This is a genomic window from Actinoplanes awajinensis subsp. mycoplanecinus (genome assembly GCF_001509495.1).
Taxonomy (GTDB): Bacteria; Actinomycetota; Actinomycetes; order Mycobacteriales; family Micromonosporaceae; genus Actinoplanes; species Actinoplanes palleronii.
The window spans coordinates 164831-183167 of record NZ_LLZH01000085.1 but is presented as its reverse complement, the minus strand read 5'-3'; the positions used below and the strand labels follow the sequence as shown (position 1 = coordinate 183167).

12 protein-coding genes are annotated in these 18337 nt (G+C 72.6%); 4 read left to right on the top strand and 8 right to left on the bottom strand.

From position 1 onward, the window contains the following. Positions 1–108: 108 nt before the first annotated feature. A complete protein-coding gene (locus ADL15_RS12685; RefSeq protein ID WP_067688814.1) occupies positions 109–1644 on the bottom strand; it encodes an MFS transporter in 1536 nt (511 codons plus the stop codon). 105 nt (positions 1645–1749) lie between these two features. Here ADL15_RS12685 and ADL15_RS12680 point away from each other — a divergent pair, with 105 nt between their 5' ends. Continuing rightward, complete coding sequence (locus ADL15_RS12680; protein ID WP_067689100.1) at positions 1750–2499, top strand: TetR/AcrR family transcriptional regulator C-terminal domain-containing protein; 750 nt, start codon at positions 1750–1752, stop codon at positions 2497–2499. A gap of 72 nt (positions 2500–2571) precedes the next feature. Here the strand turns inward: ADL15_RS12680 and ADL15_RS12675 are convergent, their stop codons facing one another. Continuing rightward, on the bottom strand, positions 2572–3726 hold the full coding sequence (locus tag ADL15_RS12675; protein ID WP_067688811.1) for an acyl-CoA dehydrogenase family protein: 1155 nt from the start codon (positions 3724–3726) through the stop codon (positions 2572–2574). A 232-nt stretch (positions 3727–3958) separates the two neighbouring features. On the opposite strand from ADL15_RS12675, the gene ADL15_RS12670 reads away from it, so the two are divergent. Continuing rightward, a complete protein-coding gene (locus ADL15_RS12670) occupies positions 3959–8986 on the top strand; it encodes an SCO7613 C-terminal domain-containing membrane protein (RefSeq protein WP_067688808.1) in 5028 nt (1675 codons plus the stop codon). Between the two features lie 192 nt (positions 8987–9178). Here ADL15_RS12670 and purE read toward each other — a convergent pair whose 3' ends face one another. Then, on the bottom strand, positions 9179–9676 hold the full coding sequence (gene purE / locus ADL15_RS12665) for a 5-(carboxyamino)imidazole ribonucleotide mutase (RefSeq protein WP_067688805.1): 498 nt from the start codon (positions 9674–9676) through the stop codon (positions 9179–9181). Then, positions 9676–10818 (bottom strand): 5-(carboxyamino)imidazole ribonucleotide synthase, encoded by a 1143-nt coding sequence (locus ADL15_RS12660; protein WP_067688802.1) that lies wholly within the window; start codon positions 10816–10818, stop codon positions 9676–9678. Before ADL15_RS12660 ends, purE begins: the two co-directional genes overlap by 1 nt. A gap of 84 nt (positions 10819–10902) precedes the next feature. On the opposite strand from ADL15_RS12660, the gene ADL15_RS12655 reads away from it, so the two are divergent. Further along, positions 10903–11466, top strand: coding sequence for a Uma2 family endonuclease (locus ADL15_RS12655; RefSeq protein ID WP_067688799.1), 564 nt, complete (start codon positions 10903–10905; stop codon positions 11464–11466). Here the strand turns inward: ADL15_RS12655 and ADL15_RS12650 are convergent. The 4 genes from ADL15_RS12650 to mca all read right to left on the bottom strand — a co-directional run bounded on the left by ADL15_RS12650 (position 11456) and on the right by mca (position 17721). Further along, on the bottom strand, positions 11456–13447 hold the full coding sequence (locus ADL15_RS12650; protein WP_067688796.1) for a thioredoxin domain-containing protein: 1992 nt from the start codon (positions 13445–13447) through the stop codon (positions 11456–11458). The genes ADL15_RS12655 and ADL15_RS12650 overlap by 11 nt on opposite strands. 149 nt (positions 13448–13596) lie before the next feature. Next, positions 13597–16125 (bottom strand): putative bifunctional diguanylate cyclase/phosphodiesterase, encoded by a 2529-nt coding sequence (locus tag ADL15_RS12645; RefSeq protein ID WP_083971184.1) that lies wholly within the window; start codon positions 16123–16125, stop codon positions 13597–13599. Positions 16126–16471: 346 nt separating this feature from the next. Further along, positions 16472–16831 carry a hypothetical protein gene (locus ADL15_RS12640; RefSeq protein WP_373872950.1) on the bottom strand — a complete coding sequence of 120 codons (360 nt, stop codon included), beginning with the start codon at positions 16829–16831 and terminating at the stop codon, positions 16472–16474. Between the two features lie 8 nt (positions 16832–16839). Next, positions 16840–17721 (bottom strand): mycothiol conjugate amidase Mca, encoded by an 882-nt coding sequence (mca, locus tag ADL15_RS12635; RefSeq protein WP_083971183.1) that lies wholly within the window; start codon positions 17719–17721, stop codon positions 16840–16842. Between the two features lie 30 nt (positions 17722–17751). On the opposite strand from mca, the gene ADL15_RS12630 reads away from it, so the two are divergent. Then, positions 17752–18258 (top strand): DUF4307 domain-containing protein, encoded by a 507-nt coding sequence (locus ADL15_RS12630; protein WP_232344047.1) that lies wholly within the window; start codon positions 17752–17754, stop codon positions 18256–18258. Positions 18259–18337: the final 79 nt, after the last annotated feature.

The window sequence follows — 18337 nt, the reverse complement described above, 5'->3', positions numbered from 1 at the left end:
TCACTGGTTCGTCAACGCTGTCCGCCCAGTTGTTGCAGCTCCCCGGAGGCCGGACACCAAGAAGGCCGGCGGGTGCCCCCGCCGGCCTTCACCGCACCACCGCTGGACCTAGGCGGCGACCTCGTCCGGCGTCCGTGCCGGACGGTCCTGCGGCGCACCGGCCGGCAGCCTGCGCAGCAGCGTCAGCGCCACCACCGCGGCGATCAGCATGATCCCGGCGCTCGCCCAGGCGACGGTGTGCAGACTCTCGACGAACGCCGCCCGGGCCGGCCCGAGCACCTGCCCGGCCGCCGGTTCCGGCAGGTGGGCGGCCGTCGCGACGGCCCCGCTCAGGGTCTCCCGGGCCGCGGCCGGCAGCTGGCCGGCGAGATGGGACCGGTACACCGCCGTGCCGATGCTGCCCAGGATCGCGATGCCGAGCGCGCCGCCGAACTCCGAAGCGGTCTCCATCAGCGCCGACGAGGACCCGGCCCGCTCCGGCGGGACGGTGCCGATGGCCAGCTCGGTGGCGGTCGACATCACCACCACCAGACCGGCCGCGTAGCACCCGGCGCCGGCCAGCAGCACCCACAGCCCGGACTCCACCGGAACCGTGCTGAGCAGCACGAACCCGCCGACGGCGACCACGAACCCGGCCGCGACGATCGTCGCCCGGTCCACACCCCGCCGGGCCAGCACGGACACCAGCGGCGCGGCCGCACCCACCGCGAGGGTGGGCGCCAGGCTCCACAGCGCGCCCTCCAGCGGGCTCATCCCGAGCACCAGCTGCAGGTACTGGGTGGAGAAGATCGCGAAGCCGACCATGGCGAACGTGGCGAGCAGGCTCACCACCACCGAGCCGGCGAACGCCGGGCGGCGCAGCACGGCGAGGTCGAGCATCGGGTCCGGGTGGCGTTGCTGGCGGCGGACGAACACCGTCACGATCACCAGCCCGGCGACGATGGCCGCGATCCGGATGGCGTCCACGCCGTGTGCGGCGATCTCCTTGATGCCCCAGATGACCGGCAGCACGGCGGCGACCGACAGTACGGCGCCGGCCACGTCGAACCGGCCGCGCACCGGGTTGCGGTGCTCGGGCAGCAGGATCGGCGCCAGCACGAGCAACAGGACCATCGCCGGAATGTTGATCAGGAACACCGAGCCCCACCAGAAGTGCTCCACCAGCACGCCGCTGACGATCGGGCCGAGCGCGATGCCCGAGGTCATGGCCACGGTCCAGACGGCGATCGCGGTGCCGCGCTGCTTCTCGTCGTGGAACATGTTGCGGATCAACGCGAGCGTCGAGGGCATCAGCGTGGCCCCGGCAACGCCGAGGATCGCCCGGGCCGCGATGAGCGTCGGCGCACTTCCGGAATACGCGGCCAGGGCCGAGGCCGCACTGAACCCGACCGCGCCGATCATGAGCAGCCGGCGCCGGCCCACCCGGTCACCGAGTGCGCCCATCGTGATCAGGAAGCCGGCCAGCACGAACCCGTAGATATCGAAGATCCACAACTGCTCGGTGCTGGTCGGTGCCAGGTCGCGGCTGATGAACGGGACGGTGAAGTAGAGCACCGAGACGTCCATCGAGACCAGCAACAACGGCAGGACGAGCACGACCAGCCCGATCCACTCGCGCCGCCCGGCTTTCCGCTCTTCTCGCATCGCGCTCTCCCCTGTGATCGGCTTACTGCGTACGCCATACGCGTTACTGCTTAAGGTATACGCGGCAATAGGATGGCGGTCAACACCGAAGGAGAAACCGCGTCGATGACCGAGATCAGCCCCGTGCCACCCGCCCTGCAAGCGGCGTGGGGGATGCGCGAGAAGCCCACCAAGGGCCCCAAGCCGACGCTGAGCGTCGACCGGATCGTGGCGGCGGCCATCGCGGTGGCCCGCGCCGAGGGCTACCCGGCGGTCTCGATGAACCGGGTCGCCGGCGAGCTGAAGACGTCGGCGATGTCGCTCTACCGCTACGTCGCCAGCAAGGACGAGCTGGCGGTGCTGATGATGGAGGCGGCGGCCGGCGAGCCACCGGCGCCGCGGACGGCCGGCGAGACCTGGCGGGCCGCGGTCGAGCGCTGGGCGCACGCGATGTTCACGATGTTCGGCGACGAGCCGTGGTTCCTGCAGGTGCCGATCGCCGCGCCGCCGGCCACCCCGCGCCAGCTGGCCTGGATGGAGACCGGCCTGGCCGCGCTGGACGGCCTCCCACTGCCCGAGTCGGAGAAGCTGTCACTGCTGCTGCTGGTCAACGGCTACATCCGCTACGAAGCCCTGCTGCGGGGCCAGATGACCGAGGCGGCCCGCGCCCACGGCCGGACCGTCGACGCGGTGATCGCCGAGTTCGGCGGCTTGATGCGACACCTGGTGCAGGCCGACCGGTTTCCGCTGCTGCGCCGCGCCATCGACGCCGGCGCGATGGACACCCCGGGCGACCCCGCCGGCGGCTTCACCTTCGGCCTGTCCCGCATCCTCGACGGCATCGAGGCCTTCGTGCGGAGCCACCCGACCCCATGACAGACGTGGCCGGGCGCATGCGCCCGGCCACCACTTCACTGAACTGCTTCACTGAACTGCGAAAAGCTGCGGTCAGTCCTTCAGGAGCTGCCGTGCCATCACGATCCGCTGGACCTGGTTGGTGCCCTCGTAGATCTGGGTGATTTTGGCGTCGCGCATCATCCGCTCCACCGGGTAGTCCCTGGTGTAGCCGTACCCGCCCAGAATCTGCACCGCGTCCGTGGTGATCTCCATGGCCGCGTCCGAGGCGAAGCACTTGGCCGCCGCCCCGAAGTAGGTCAGGTCGGCGTCCCCGCGCTCGCTCTTGCCGGCCGCCACGTAGGTCAGCTGCCGGGCCGCCTCCAGCTTCATGCCCATGTCGGCGAGCATGAACTGCAGGCCCTGGAACTCTGCGATCGACTTGCCGAACTGCTTGCGCTCCTTGGCGTACCCCAGCGCGAAGTCCAGCGCGCCCTGCGCGATGCCCACAGCCTGCGCGGCGATGGTGACCCGGGTGTGGTCCAGGGTCTTCATCGCGGTGGCGAACCCGGTGCCCTCGGCACCGATGATCCGGTCGGCCGGGATCCGCACGTTGTCGAAGTAGACCTCGCGGGTCGGCGAGCCCTTGATCCCGAGCTTCTTCTCCGGCGCGCCGAAGCTGACGCCCTGGTCGGACTTCTCCACCACGAACGCGGAGATGCCGCGCGAGCGGGCCGACGGGTCGGTGACCGCGAAGACCGTGTAGTACTCCGACACCCCGGCGTTGGTGATCCACCGCTTGACGCCGTTGAGCACCCAGAAGTCACCGTCCCGGACGGCCTTGGTGGTCATCGACGCGGCGTCCGAGCCGGCCTCGGGCTCGGAGAGGCAGTAGGAGAACATCCCCTCGCCGGCGGCGACCTTCGAGAGGTACTTGCGCTTGAGCTCCTCGGAGCCCGCGATGATCAGCGGCATCGTGCCCAGCTTGTTGACCGCCGGGATCAGCGAGGAGGACGCGCAGGCCCGGGCCACCTCCTCGATCACGATCGCGGTGGCGAGCGCGTCCGCGCCGGCGCCGCCGTACTCGACCGGGATGTGCGGGGCGTGGAAGTCGGAGGAGCGCAGTGCGTCGTACGACGCCTTGGGGAACTCTCCGGTCTCATCGGCCTCGGCGGCGTTCGGAGCCACCCGGGCGTCGCAGACCTCACGGACGGCGGCGCGGATGGTCTCGTGGTCCTCCGGCAGCCGGTAGGCGTCGAAATCAGACATGCTCCATTGCCCTTCTCTTCCTTCAACAGTCCCGTCCGCAATGTTACTGGCGCGTAGCGTACGCCGGGCAACGGAACGGCACTGTGCCGAATATCGCCACCGACAGTGCTCGGACGAGCTCACTGCCGGGTTCGGGGCCGTTTCAACAGATCTCCACCCGCTTGAGGCTGTTCTAATGAGGTGTCATACCGGCATGCTCTAACTACTGAGCGACACGCTGGCAGGAGGCCCCGTGGCGAAGGCTGACGAGCCCGACTACGCAGATGAACTGGCTCGCATCGACGCCTCGATAGCGGCGCTCAAGGTGCAGGACATGGCGGCGGCCGGCACCCGGACGAAGATCGCCAGCCAGTTGCAGGCCGCGCTGTTCCGGCGGGACATCCTGGCGCACGCGCAGAAGCAGAAGGTCGGCAAGTCCCGGCGCCCCGCCACCGCCACCCGTGGCCGGTCCGGTGGCGCCGAGGACTTCCCGCCACCGCCGCCACCGGGCGCCCGCCCGGACGGCCCGGAGGAGCCACCACCGGGACCGCCGCGGACCGCGTCACGCCGTCCGACCGGCGACGGCCCGGAGCCCGCCGGGGTGCGCCGCCCGCCGAGGCCGCCGATGGCGCCGCTGGAGCACGGCCCGGAGGCCTCCACCCAGTCGGTGCAGAACATCCTGCTCGGCCTGGGCGCGCTGCTGATCGCGCTGGCCGCCGTGGTGTTCGCCGGGGTGGCGTTCAGCAACCCGGTCGCCCGGGCGGTCATCCTGGCCCTGTTCACCGCGATCGCGCTGAGCGTGGCGCCCGGCGTGGCCCGGCGCACCCTGACCTCGACCGCCGAGACGATCGCCGCGATCGGCCTGATCCTGCTGCCGATGACGCTCTACACGCTGCACGGCAGCGCGCTGGCCGGCGGCGCCGAGGTGGCCACCCCGCTCTACCTGGGCATCACCTTCGCGATCACCGCGGTGGCGAGCTTCGTGTACGCGGGCGCCACCCGCCTGGCCATCCCCCGCTACGCCACGGTCATCGCCACCCAGCCGGTCGCGCCGCTGCTGGCCTACCCGTGGATCCAGAGCCCGGCCGGCTGGGGCCTGGCCCTGACCGCGGTGGCCGCCCTCGACCTGCTGCTGCTCACCCGGGTGATCCGGCGGGGCCGGTTGGTGCCGCGCTGGCCGCTGGGCCGGCCGGACGCCGCCGACCGGGCCGCCGCGGCCGAGGCGGACGGCGACGGTTTCACCCGGCACGAGGGTGACCCGGATCCGGCCGACCCGTCGTCGTACGCCGCGGATGCCCCGCCCCGGCCGGAGTCCCATCCGGAAGAGCCGGATCTGATCATTTCCGGTCTGAATCGCCCGCGCCGACGCTGGATCCCGACCCGGATCTTCCCCGGCCCGCGCCCAGCCGGCGCGCCGGCCGCCGGTTCCGTCCCGCTCGCCGCACCGGTCGAGCCACCGTCCGCGGACTGGCTGCGCGAGCTGACCTTCGCCCTGCTCTGCTTCGCCTGCGCGGGCGCGCTGCTCTACTCGTCGGCGGCATTGCTGCAGGCCCACGCGGTGTCGGACGCGCTGCGCTCCGGTCTGATCCTGATCGCCGCCGCGCTGACCGGCGTCGCCGCCGCCAAGCTGCTCGACCACACGCTGGAACGGCACATCGCCAACGGCATCCTCGTCCTCGCGGTGATCGGCGCGGCGGCCCGGGTGGCCGCCGTGGTCGACCCGGACTGGACACTGGTGATCGCGGCCGCCACGGTGGCGATCGCCGGCGCGGTGATCGGCCTGCTGCCCGAGACGGTCCGCCGCGGCCCGCAGTACGCCTCCGCGGCCGCCCTCGGCCTGATCGGCCTGCTGGTCGGGATCGACGCGATCCGGGCCGCGATCGCCCCGGTGGCCGCGGCCCGCCCGGTCTGGCAGGTGGACAGCGCCGACTACGCCCGGGTGATGGCCGACGCTGTCGGCCCGGCCGGCTGGCTGCTGGCGTTCGCCGCGCTGCTGGTGACGATCGCCGCGGCGCTCGCCCTGCCGGCCCAGATCCGGCACGAGAGCGCGGTGGCCGGCATCGCGATGACCGCCCTGGCACTGCCCGCCTCACTCGGTCTGGCCTGGTCCGAGGCGCCCTGGCCGCTGGTGCTGGCGTCGATCGGGCTGGGCGCGGCCGGACTCTGGTCGAGCACCCGCCGGATCGCGATCGCGCACGTCGCCGCGGCCGGGGTGGTCGGCCTGTTCGGGGCGGGCGCCTCGCTGGCCGCCTGCTGGCTGACCGCCGCGGTGCTGACCGCGCTGGCCGGCGCCGGCGTGATGGTCACCTTCGCGGCCCGGCAGCTCCAGATCCGGCTGTTCGCCTGGGTGATCGGCGACTGGGCGTCCGGCGCCGCGGCGCTGGCCATCCCGGGCGCCGCGGTCACCGCCGCGCTCGCCGTCTCGGACACCGGTCAGGGCCCGCCGCCGACCACCGGGGTGATCGTCCCGGCGCTGGCCGCCGGTTTCCTCGCGGTGGCCGGCACGCTCAGCTACGCGGCGGTGTTCCAGGTGGCCCGCCGCGAGATCAGCTTCCCGCTGACCGCCGGCACCGGCCTGGGCGCGCTGGCGCTGGCCGCGGCCGCCCTGTTCGCCCCGGGCCGGACCATCGCGGATCTCTGCGTGGGCGCGCTGCTGCTCGGCGCGGCGCTGCTGCTGTTCTTCGCCAAGAGCATCGACACCCGTGGCCGCACCGATCGGATGATGGACGGCCCGGACCTGGCCGCCGCGGCCGCCACCGTCGCGATCTGCGGCGCGCTGGCCCGGGTCGCCGCGCTCGCCTTCCCGAACGCCCCGCTCGCGGTGGCCGGCGTGGTGGTGCTGCTCGTCGGCATGGGCGTGACGGTGCTGCTGGACGAGTGGAAGCGCGGCCCGGCCCGTGGCCTGGGCATCGCCGCTCTGGTGGTCGCCGGGCTGGCCGGCTGGCAGGCGGTCGGCGGCAGCTTGCGGATCCTGTCCGCGCCCGGACCGCTCTGGAACACCGACGTCGAGCACTTCGCCACCGCCGCGCCGCCGGGTGCCTGGCAGGCGCCGTTCGCCCTGGTCATGGTCGCGATCACGGCCGCCATCGCGCTGCCCCGGCCGTGGTCGCACTACGCCTCCGGGCTGTGCGCCGCGCTGGCCGCGATGGGTGCTCCCTGGGCGCTCGGGCTGCCCTGGTGGTCCCCGCTGCTGATCGGCGCCGCGGTGGCCACCGCGTACGCCATGGCCGCCCTGGCCACCAGCGAACCGCAAGCGGCCCGGGCCCGCGCCGTCGTCGCCGCCGTGGTCCTGCTGCACACCACCGCGGTCGGCCTGGCCCGCCCCTGGTCGACCGGCCTGGCCCTGCTCACCGTGGTGCTGCTCGGCGCGCTGGTCGCGGCGACCGCCCGGATCCCGCTGCCGTCCGCCGACCCGGACGAGGTGCTCGTCACCCCGGAGGGTTCCCGGATCCTGCCCGAGCATCGGGCGCAGGTCGGCGGCGCGGCCACCGCGGCGGTGCTGCTCGCGCTGCCCGGCACGTTCGCCGCGTTCTCCGCCGACCAGGGACACAGCGCCCAGGTCGTGCTGACCGCCGCGCTGGCCGGTTCCAGCGTCGGCCTGGCCCTGCTGGCCCTGTTCGGCCGGCACGTCCCGCAGTACCTTCCGTGGGCCACCATCGGGCTGGTGCTCGGCGCCACCGTGACCGCGCTCGTCTCGGTGCCGACCGACTACCCGACGGCGTTGTACGCGGCCGCCGCCGCCCTGCTCGGTGTGCTCGCCGAGATGCTGCGCGGCGCCGTGCCCGCACCGCCGCGCCCGTCGGTGGTCAACGAGTTCCCGGACGGCGACATCCGCTACCACCGGGCCCGTCGGGCGCGTGGCGGCGGGCTGTTCCAGCGCTGGCTGAACGACCCGGCGACCGGTGCCGTGATGCTCGCCCTGCTGCCCACCATGCTGGCGCTGTTCTCGCTGGCCCCGGCCCTGCGCGCGGCGCTGCTCGACCCGCTGCGCCAGCTCGCCGCGGTCTGGGAGGGCCCGGTGCCGGCTCTGGTCACCCCGGCTGCCGGCAACGTCGACGCGACGAGCGCGCTGGCCGCGGTGCTGCTGACCGGGGCGGCCGCGCTGGCCGCGCTCGGGTTCGGCGGCCGCGCGGCCGAGACCGTGCCGGTGATCCTGCCCGGGGTGGCGCTCACCCTGCTGATCACCCCGATCGCGGTGCACGCGCCGTTCCCGGCGGCGACCGGTGCGGCGCTGGCGGTCTTCACCATCTCGATGCTCGGCCTGGCGCTCACCCTGCCGCCGGTGGGGAGCCGGAGTCCGCTGCTGCGCGGCACCCGGTCCGTGGTGTTCGTGATCGGCCTGCTGGCCGGGGGTGCCGGGCTCTCCGGCAGCCTGGCCCAGGAAAACCTGACGGTGCTCACGCTGGGCGCCGCGGTGGTAGTGGGGCTGGTCGCCGCGGTGCTCGGGCGCACCGTCTCGGCTCGCCTGCTGGGCTGGCTGTTCGCCGCGCTGATGGGCCAGATGTTCGTGCTGGCCGGCGCGATCGCGCTGGGTCTCGACCGGCACTGGGCGGCGTTCGGGGTGCTCGCCGTCGGCGCCACCCTGCTGGCCCTGGAGTCGCTGCTCCCCCGGCTCGGCCTGGCCCAGTTCCGGGCCGAGGCGGTCACCGTGGAGTGGAGCGGTTACGCGTCCGCGGCCATCGCCGGCGCGCTGGCCTTCGACTCACCGGCGCATCTGGCGGCGCTGCTGGCCGCCTGGGGTGCGGTGCTGGGCCTGACCGCGTCCCGCCCGGACCGGACGCCCAGCCAGCGGCGCGCGATGTTCTGGCTGGCGGTGGGCTTCGAGATCATCGGCTGGTGGCTGTTCATCGCGCTGGCCGAGGTGGCGCTGCCGGAGGCCTACACGCTGCCGTTCGCGGCGCTGGCGCTGGCCGTCGGCATCGTCGAGGCGCATCATCGGCCGGAGCTGAGCAGCTGGGCGGCGTATGGTCCGGCGCTGCTCGCCGCGTTCGTGCCGACCATCGGGATCGTGCTGGCCGGCGAGGGCGGCGACCTCCGCGAGGTGGTGCTGCTGCTCGGCGGCGTGGTCACCCTGCTGATCGGCTCGCGGACCCGTCAACAGGCGCCGGTGGTGATCGGCACGGTCGCCACAGTGGTCGCCGCGCTGAAGTTCGCCTTCAGCCTGGGCGGCCCGTGGCTGATGCTGGTCCCGGTCGGCGTGGTCCTGCTCTTCCTGGGCGCCACCAGCGAAAGCCGCCGCCGCGCCCAGGACCTGCGCAACGTCGTCTCCCAGATGCGATAAACCCTATTTGGTACGAATAACGAGCGGCCGCCCGCAGGCTACAAGCCACGTCCCGTGGCTGCCTCGCGCGACGCCCGCGCTGCGGTCCGGGCCGCAGCGCGCGTCGCGGGTGGTCGGCTGGTTCTCAGGGGTGTCTCCGCAGCGCGGAGACACCCCTGAGAACCAGCCAGAGCCGGGAGCCGCGCCGCGGTCTCAGCCGAGCAGTTTCGTGCGGAGAGCCGCGTCCTTCTCCTCGACCATCTTCTCCAGGCCGACCTGGAAGTCGGTCATCCGCCGACGCAGCACCGGGTCGGACGCGCCGAGGATCCGGACCGCGAGCAGCCCGGCGTTGCGCGCCCCGCCGATCGACACGGTCGCCACCGGCACACCGGCCGGCATCTGCACGATCGACAGCAGCGAGTCCATCCCGTCCAGGTGCTTGAGCGGCACCGGGACGCCGATCACCGGCAGCGGGGTGAGCGCGGCGACCATGCCCGGCAGGTGCGCGGCGCCACCCGCCCCCGCGATGATCGTCTGGATGCCGCGGCCGGCCGCCGACTCCGCGTAGTCCACCATCTTGCGGACCGTGCGGTGCGCGGAGACCACGCCGACCTCGAACGGCACCTCGAACTCGGCGAGCGCGAGCGCGGCGGCCTCCATGGTCGGCCAGTCCGAGTCGCTGCCCATGATGATGCCGACGACGGGTGCCATCAGTTGCCTTCCTGGAGCCACTGCGCGGCCCGCGCGGCTCGCGCGCGCACCTCGGTCAACGAGTCACCGAGCACGGTCACGTGCCCGATCTTGCGGCCCGGGCGGACCTGCTTGCCGTAAAGGTGCACGCGCGCGTCCGGGACGGCGGCGAACAGGTGGTGCAGCCGCTCGTCGATGGAGATCCCGCCGGGCTGGCCGCCCAGCACGTTCGCCATCACGACGACCGGGGCGGTCAGCGCGGTGGAGCCCATCGGATAGTCCAGGACGGCCCGCAGGTGCTGCTCGAACTGCGAGGTCCGGGCGCCCTCGATGGTCCAGTGCCCGGAGTTGTGCGGGCGCATCGCCAGCTCGTTCACCACGATGCCGGCGTCGGTCTCGAACAGCTCGACGGCCAGCAGGCCGACCACACCCAGCTCGGTGGCCAGGTCGATGGCGAGCTGCTGCGCGGCCAGGGCGAGGTCGTCGGAGAGGCCGGGTGCCGGGGCGATCACCTCGACGCAGATCCCGTCGCGTTGCACGGTCTCCACCACCGGGTACGCCGCGACCTGCCCGAACGGTGACCGCGCCACGAGCGCCGCGAGCTCCCGCCGCAGCGGCACCTTCTCCTCGACGATCAGCGGGATCCCGGTCGAGACCAGGTCCTCGGCCGCCTCACGGGAGCCGACCATCCAGACGCCGCGACCGTCGTACCCTCCTCGGGTCGCCTTGGCCACCACCGGCCAGGAACCGTCGGCGAACGCCTCGATCTCGGCGGCCGAACTCACCCGCGCCCAGCGCGGCACCGGCGCGCCGAGCGCCGCGAGGCGCTCCCGCATCAGGCCCTTGTCCTGGGCGAAGACCAGCGCCTTCGAACCCGGGAAGATCTTCACACCCTCGGCCTCGAGCGCCTCGATGTGCTCGGTCGGCACGTGCTCGTGGTCGAAGGTGACGGCGTCGCACCCCTTGGCGAACTCACGCAGAGCAGCCAGATCGGTGTGCGTGCCGATAGGCACATCCGCCGCGACCAGCGCGGCACTGTCGTCGGGCTTCTCACTGAGCACACGCAGTGACTGGCCGAGGGAGATAGCGGCTTGGTGGGTCATCCGGGCCAGCTGGCCGCCACCCACCATGCCGACTACGGGCAGACCGGTTCGGGTATCCATCGCCCGCCCAGCCTAGCGACGCCCCAGCTCAACCCAAAAATCAACCCCTTTCCGGTACGACCCGGCCGCCGATACCCTGAGCCGGTGAGCGCAGAGCCACCCGACGGGCCGTTGCCTGCCACGGTCACGCTCGACCACCTCGCCCAATGGAATGAGTTCGATCAGCGCGGCCGTCGCTGGGAGATGAGCCCGGCCGGAACGCTTTTTGTCACTCCCCTACCCAGCGGCGCCCACGCGGTCCTGGTAAGCCGCATGATGGGGTGGCTCTTCAGAGCCGACTTGCCAACCCGACAGATACTGCACGCCGTCGGAGTCCGCGCGCCCGGACCCGAACTCGACGGCGGCTGGATTCCTGATCTGACCGTCTGGTCGGCTCCCGTCCACGGCTGTTGGCTGCCTGCCGGCGACCTGGCCATGGCCACCGAGGTCGTCACACCGGCGTCCCGAGCCGTGGATCACTACGTCAAGGTGCGGGAATACGCCGCCATCGGCATCAAGCGCTATTGGGTGGTGGATGACGATGTCACCAACACCGTGTACCTCCACCGCCTCAACCAGGCGGACAAATACGAATTGACGGCCATGCTGCCTTTAGCGGATTTGCTCAAGTCCGCAGTCGGTGACCACCTGCCTCACGTCACTGCTTGAGGCGGGCGACCAGGTCCTCCGGTGTGGTGACCGGGCGGTCGCAGACGAAGCCTCGGCAGACGTAGGCCGTGGCCCGCCCGTCGATCAGCGGCCGGTCGGCCAGCAGCGGCACTCCCGGTGAGTCCGGCGCGCCCACCACCACGACCGTCCCGGCCGGCGACTCCCGGTACGCCGTCGCCACCAGCGGGTCGTCCGGGTCGTGGGTGGCGACCGCGATCTCGTACGGCCCGGTCACCGCCGCCTCGGCCACCATCGCGGCGTAGCCGGCGAACCGCGGGTGCCCCTCGATCAGCGGGCCCACCGTCGCCAGCGCCGCGTCGGCCGCCAGCCGGTACGACGTCTCCCCGCTCAGCGCCGCGTACCCGACCAGCGCCGAGCACACCGACGCGAGGCCGGACGGGGTCGCGTTGTCGGTCGGATCGGCCGGCCGGGTGAGCAGCTTCTCGGCGTCGTCCGCGGTGTCGTAGAACCCGCCCGACGCCGTACCGAAATGGGCCAGGACGACGTCCAGCAGCTCGCCCGCGGACCGCAACCAGCGCGGATCCGCGGTGACCTGGTGCACGGCGAGGAACGCCTCGGCCACGCACCCGTAGTCCTCCAGAACCCCGGCCGGATCACCGGCCGTGCCGTCCCGGGACACCCGGCGCAGCCGCCCCTCCACCACGTGCCGGTCGGCGAGCACCTCGGCCAGCTCCACCGCGGCCGACCGGGAGGCGGACGACCCGGTGAGCACCCCGTGCTCGGCCAGCGCGGTGATCGCCAAGCCGTTCCACGACGCGACCACCTTGTCGTCGCGGCCCGGCTGCGGGCGGCGATCCCGGGCGGCCAGGAGCCGGGCCCGGACGTCCTGCCAGCGGGTGATCAGCACCGGGTCGGCCGCGTCGATGTCCCGGCCGAGCACCAGCACGCTCGACCCGTGCTCGAACGTCCCGGCCGTGGTGACCCGGAACAGGTCGGCGGCCCACGCGCTGTCCGCGACCCCGAGCGCCGCGGTGAGCTGGGCCGGGGTCCACGCGTAGGTCAGGCCCTCGACCCCGTCGGTGTCCGCGTCCAGCGCCGAGGCCAGCCCACCGGCCGGTGTGCCCAGGTCACGCAGCAGGAACGTGGCGGTCTCGTCGGCCACCCGGCGGGCCAGCTCGTCGCCGGTGAGCCGCCACAGCTGGGTGTAGACCCGCAGCAGCAGCGCGTTGTCGTAGAGCATCTTCTCGAAGTGCGGCACGGTCCAGTGCGCGTCGACGGCGTACCGGGCGAAGCCGCCGGCCAGCTGGTCGTAGACGCCGCCGCGGGCCATCTGCTCGCACGTGTGCCGGACCAGTTCCAGGGCTTCCGGCGAGCCGGTGCGCTCGTGGTGGCGGAGCAGGAAGAGCAGGTTCATGTGCGGCGGGAACTTCGGGGCGCCGCCGAACCCGCCGTACGTCTCATCGTGGTCCTCGGACAGCCCGGCGGTCGCGGCCGCCAACATCTCCCCGGTGATCGCCGCGGTCGGGCCACCGACCAGCTGGGCGCCACCGACCGCCTGGACCACCGCGGCGCCCTGGGCGAGCACACCCTCGCGCTCGTCGCGCCAGGCCTCGGCGACCGACGTGAGCAGCCGGCTGAACTGCTGCTGCGGGAAGTAGGTGCCGCAGAAGAACGGGTCGCCGCCGGGGGTCGCGAAGACCGTCATCGGCCAGCCGCCCTGCCCGGTCATCGCCTGGGTGGCGGTCATGTAGACGGCGTCCACGTCGGGCCGTTCCTCGCGGTCCACCTTGATCGCCACGAAGTCCCGGTTCAGCTGCTCGGCGACCGCCGCATCCTCGAAGGACTCGTGTGCCATCACGTGACACCAGTGGCAGGCCGAGTAGCCGACCGAGATCAGCACCGGCACGTCCCGACGGCGCGCCTCCTCGAAGGCCTCGTCGCACCAGGGCCACCAGTCGACCGGGTTGTCCCGGTGCTGCAGCAGATAGGGCGACGTCGCGCCGGCGAGGCGATTGGCCATCTGGAGTGCCACTCCTTGAACTCGATGTCACGGAACGTCCCGTGGCTCCCGAGTCTGGCACAGCCTCCACCCCGGAACGTCGGATCAAGGACAGCGGCGCGTCCGTCAGGCCGAGGTCGATGCGGAACCCGGCCGAGGCGAGGCGCGGCCTAGGAAGCGTCGTCCGCCTGCAGCGGGGTGACGTTGGCCGGGGCGGCCCGGGCCAGCTGGGTCAGCGCCTGAACGATCTTGTCGGCCGGCATCGGCCGGCAGAAGTGGTAGCCCTGCGCGGACGGGCAGCCCAGTTCGATCAGAGCGGCCCGCTGCTCGATGGTCTCGATGCCCTCGGCGACCACCCGCACACCGAGTCGCGCGCCGAGCTCGACCGCGCCGCGGACCACCGCGCCGGCCGCCGCCGAGTCGATCATCTCGTCGACGAACGAGCGGTCGATCTTGATTTCGTCGACCTGGATCCGGGTGACCGAGGACAGCGAGGAGAACCCGGTGCCGAAGTCGTCGAGCGACATCTGCACCCCGGTCGCCCGCAACCGGGCCAGCACCTCGTCCACGATGTCCCGCTCGCTGACCGCCACCGACTCGGTGATCTCCAGGACCAGGCGCGAGGCCGGCGTCCGGTGCCGGCGCAGCGCCTCGGTGACCTGCGCCGGGAAGGTCGGGTCGGTCAGGCTACGGGCCGAGACGTTCACCGAGACCGGTACGTCGATGCCGGCCGCGGTCCAGTCCGCGGCCGAGGCCAGCGCCAGGTCGAGCACCCGCCGGGTGAACGGGATGAGCAGCTCGCTGCGCTCCACGGCGGGCAGGAACTCGGCCGGCGAGAGCTGCCCGCGCCGTGGGTGCCGCCAGCGGACCAGCGCCTCGCAGCCGGTCGGCTCCGCGGTGACCAGGTCGACCGCGGGCTGCAGGTGCAGCATGATCTGGTCGTCGGCGGCGAACGCGTCCTGCAGCTCGGCGAGCAGCGCGAGCTGGTCGGTGCTGCTGGCGTCCTGACCGCTGTCGTAGGTCCCGACGGTCAGCCCCAGCTCCTTGGCTCGCCCGGCGGCCAGCGAGGCCCGCCGCAGCAGCTCGTTCACCTCGACGTGGCCGGCCTGGGCGACGACCGCGCCGACGGTCACCTCGACGGCCAGCCGGACCCCGGCCACCCGCATCGGCAGCCGCAGCTGCTCGACCAGCTCCCGGGACCGGCGCAGGGCCTGGGAGAGGGTGTGCGGCGCGCCGTGCGCCCAGCCGGCCGAGCCGGTCAGCGTGGTCAAGGCCGGCAGCATCAGCGCGAACTCGTCGTCGCCGGTACGGGCGATCAGCTCGCCGGGGCGGGCCTGGTCGGTGAGGCGTTCGGCGATCAGGCGCAGCACCTCGTCGCCGCCGCGGTGCCCGAGCGTGCTGTTCACGTCCCGGAAGTCGACGACGTCGAGCAGCAGCAGGGCGACCGGGCGGTCCCGCTCGCCGGCGCGCAGCACCACGTCCCCCTCGGTCACCAGCGCGGCCCGGTTGGTCAGGCCGGTCAGCGGGTCGTGCCCCCGGTCGTGCGCGGCCCGGGCGTCGAGTTCGACGATCCGCTGGTGGGCGGCCGCGTCGTGCAGGGCCCCGGCCAGCGCTTCGCCGTACGCCGCGATCGCCGCCTCGTCGTGCGGCACCGGCAGGGCCGGCTCGCCGAGCCAGACGGTGAGCTCGCCGACCGGGCGGCCGGCCACCGCCATGCTGCGGGTGACCGCCGGGCCGGAGCCGGCCACGTCCGGGTTCTGCCCCGGGCCGTCCTGGGTGTACCGGCGGTGGCCCTGCTCGCCGCGCAGCTCCAGCTCGGCCCGGCGGGCGCCGAACACGTCCAGCGCGCCGCGCAGCCCGGCCCGGGCCACCTCGGCCTCGCTGGCGCCGGGCATCCGGGCGGTGGCGGTGGCGGTGGCGAACGCCTGCCACATCCGGCGCTCCTCGGTGACCCGCAGGTGGAAACGGTATGTCCGGTGCAGCAGCCACAGCACCGGCCCGAAAGCGAGCAGCCAGAGCGGCTCGCTGACCATGGCGTACACCGCGCAGAGCCCGACGATCACGTTGCCGGTCGACATCGGCGCCTTGGCATAGAGCACCTTCGCGGCCACCTGCGCCGGCGAGGCGTCCCGCTGCAGGGTCAGGGTGAGCACCACCAGGCCGAAAGTGATCAGCAGATAGGTGAGCGCCCCGGCGACCAGGGCCAGTGCCAGCCGGCCGCTGCGCACTCCGGCGTCGCCGGCCAGCAGCGAGGTGACGAGGGTGGCCGCCGAGACACCGAGGGTCATCGAGGCGACCAGGTGGACGATCTCGGCGGGGTTGCGCAGCCCGGTCAGCCAGGCCAGCAGCAGCCAGGCCGCGCCGATACCGGCCAGGGTGGCGGCCGGCAGCCACCCGGCCGGGCAGACCACCAGCCCGACCACCACGGCCGCCTCGGCCCAGCTCACCGACACCGCGTCCGGACCGAGCCGGAAGCGCAGGCCGGCCAGCTGGGCGATGGCGGCCAGCACGGCCGCGACGCAGGCTCCGTCGACAGGTGACAGCGGGCTGCCGGCGATCAGGCTCGGTCGCTGCAGGGCGCCGAGGAGCACGGCCGCCAGGGCGGCCAGCACCACGGTCACGGTCAGGATGCGGACCGGACGGGAGCGCCCGGCCAGAGTGGTCCACGCGCGACGCTGTGGCGAGGTTGGGACGCTCATGATCGCGCCCGGGGATGCAACGCGATCGTGGCCCGGTGGCGCGGCCCGGAGAAGCGCCGGGACCGCGGCGCGATCATGGCCCGGTGGCGCGGCCCGGAGAAATGCCGGGACCGCGGCTCGATCATGGACAGCACGGGACGATGCACGTGCAGATGCGTTTCGGAGAGTCGGCGCCGGACAGTGGTCATGTCGGCGCCCCCTTCCGCGCAGGGTCCAGGAGCCGTGTGGCCCCCGGGCGGAAGGCTAAATCAATCCCGATGAACACAACAGGGCTTGACGGCTGACGGCCCGCGGCACTCGCCGCCCGCCGCGAGCCGGAAAGCCGGCGCGGTGGGCGACGAGACGATCACCGTCCGGTCGTGCCGTTGTCCGATGCGGACTCACGTTTCTCGTCCGACACGGCCCCGACCTCGGCTTCCGCACTTTCGTCGACCTTGGTCGATCGACCCGCTTCGACACTGTCGGCCGGCTCGTCACCGGAACGCTCAAGATCAGCGTTGAGCCGGGCGATTTCCGCCACACGTTCGCGCTCGGCTCCGGCGTCGAAACTGTCGGGAAGCCGACGAATGCGCTTGTTCATGTTGCGGATCAACAGGACCGTCCCGATACACATCAGCACGATCAGGAACAGGCCCATCGGCCCGGCCAGACCGCCGTCACGGGTGTCCCCGAAGTTGTTGACCGCGATAATGTCCACGCCCCTCAGCGTACTGCTCAGGCGGCTTCGACCTTCTCCCGGATGCCCGCGAACAGGTCGGACTCCGGGATCGGGCTGTCAACGAGCGAGCGCGCCAGCTCGAAGTCCTCGGTCGGCCACACCTTCTGCTGCATCTCCAGCGGGATGTGGAACCAGAACCCGTCCGGGTCGACCTGAGTGGCGTGGGCGCGCAGCGCGTCGTCGCGGACGCTGAAGTACTCACCGCACTCGACCCGGGTGGTGATCTTGTCGCCCCGGTCGTTCCGGTCCGACCACTTCTCCAGCCACTCCGCGTACGGCGACTCCAGGCCGGCCGCGAGCATGCCCTCGTGCAGCGCGAGCATCCGCGCCCGGGTCCAGCCGGAGTTGTAGTACAGCTTCAGCGGCTGCCACGGCTCGCCCAGCTCGGGGTAGAGCCCCGGGTCGCCGGCCGCGTCGAAGGCCGCCACCGACACCCGGTGGCACATGATGTGGTCGGGGTGCGGGTAGCCGCCGTTCTCGTCGTACGTCGTCATGACGTGCGGGCGGAACTCGCGGATCAGCTTGATCAGCGGCTTGGCCGCCTCCTGCGGGTCCTGCAGGCCGAAACAGCCCTCCGGCAGCGGCGGCAGCGGGTCGCCCTCGGGCAGCCCGGAGTCGACGAACCCGAGCCAGGCCTGGTCGACCCCGAGGATCTCGCGGGCCCGGTCCATCTCCTTGCGGCGGATGTTGGTGATGTCCGCCAGCACCTCGGGCCGGTCCATCTGCGGGTTCAGCACGCTGCCGCGCTCACCCCCGGTACAGGTGGCGACGAGAACCGACGCGCCCTCGGCGATGTATTTCGCCATGGTGGCGGCGCCCTTGCTGGACTCGTCGTCCGGGTGCGCGTGCACAGTCATGAGACGCAGTTGCTCAGCCACAGTTTCAGAACCCTCTCGACCAGGCCTGCCGTGAGCGGGCCGGGATCGGCTGCGAAGATGGACTCTGCCATTCTGGCCGATCCCAACGTCTACAACCGCACGAGAGGTCGACAGGTGAGCGAGATGCGCGCCACAACCCCGGTATTCCCGCCCGGCCGATACGGCCGACGCCGGGACGGCCGGCGGCGCAAACCGCTGACCCTGATCGTGGCGGCGACGTTGTTCGGCATCGTGGCACTCGGCGTAACGTGGTCATATTACCAAAAATTCGGTCAAACGAATTACAGCCCGGAGATCGTCGGCTGGAACGAGCCGACCGATGCCGAGATGGTGATCAAGTTCCGGGTCCGGGTGCCGGAGGGCGAGTCCGCCTCCTGCGCGCTGCGCGCCCGCGACTTCCAGGGCTACGAGCTCGGCACCCGGACCGTGACCGTGCCCGCGCCACCCGGCGGCGGCGAGGTCGAGGTGACCGAATCGGTGCCGACGACCGCCCGTGCCGTGGTCGGTGACGTGATGAGCTGCCGCCCCGTCGGCTGACCCCGGACGGGACATCGACCGACCCGGTGGAATGCATACCGCTGGTAAGGTTGGTAATTCGCTGCGTTCTGACGCGACT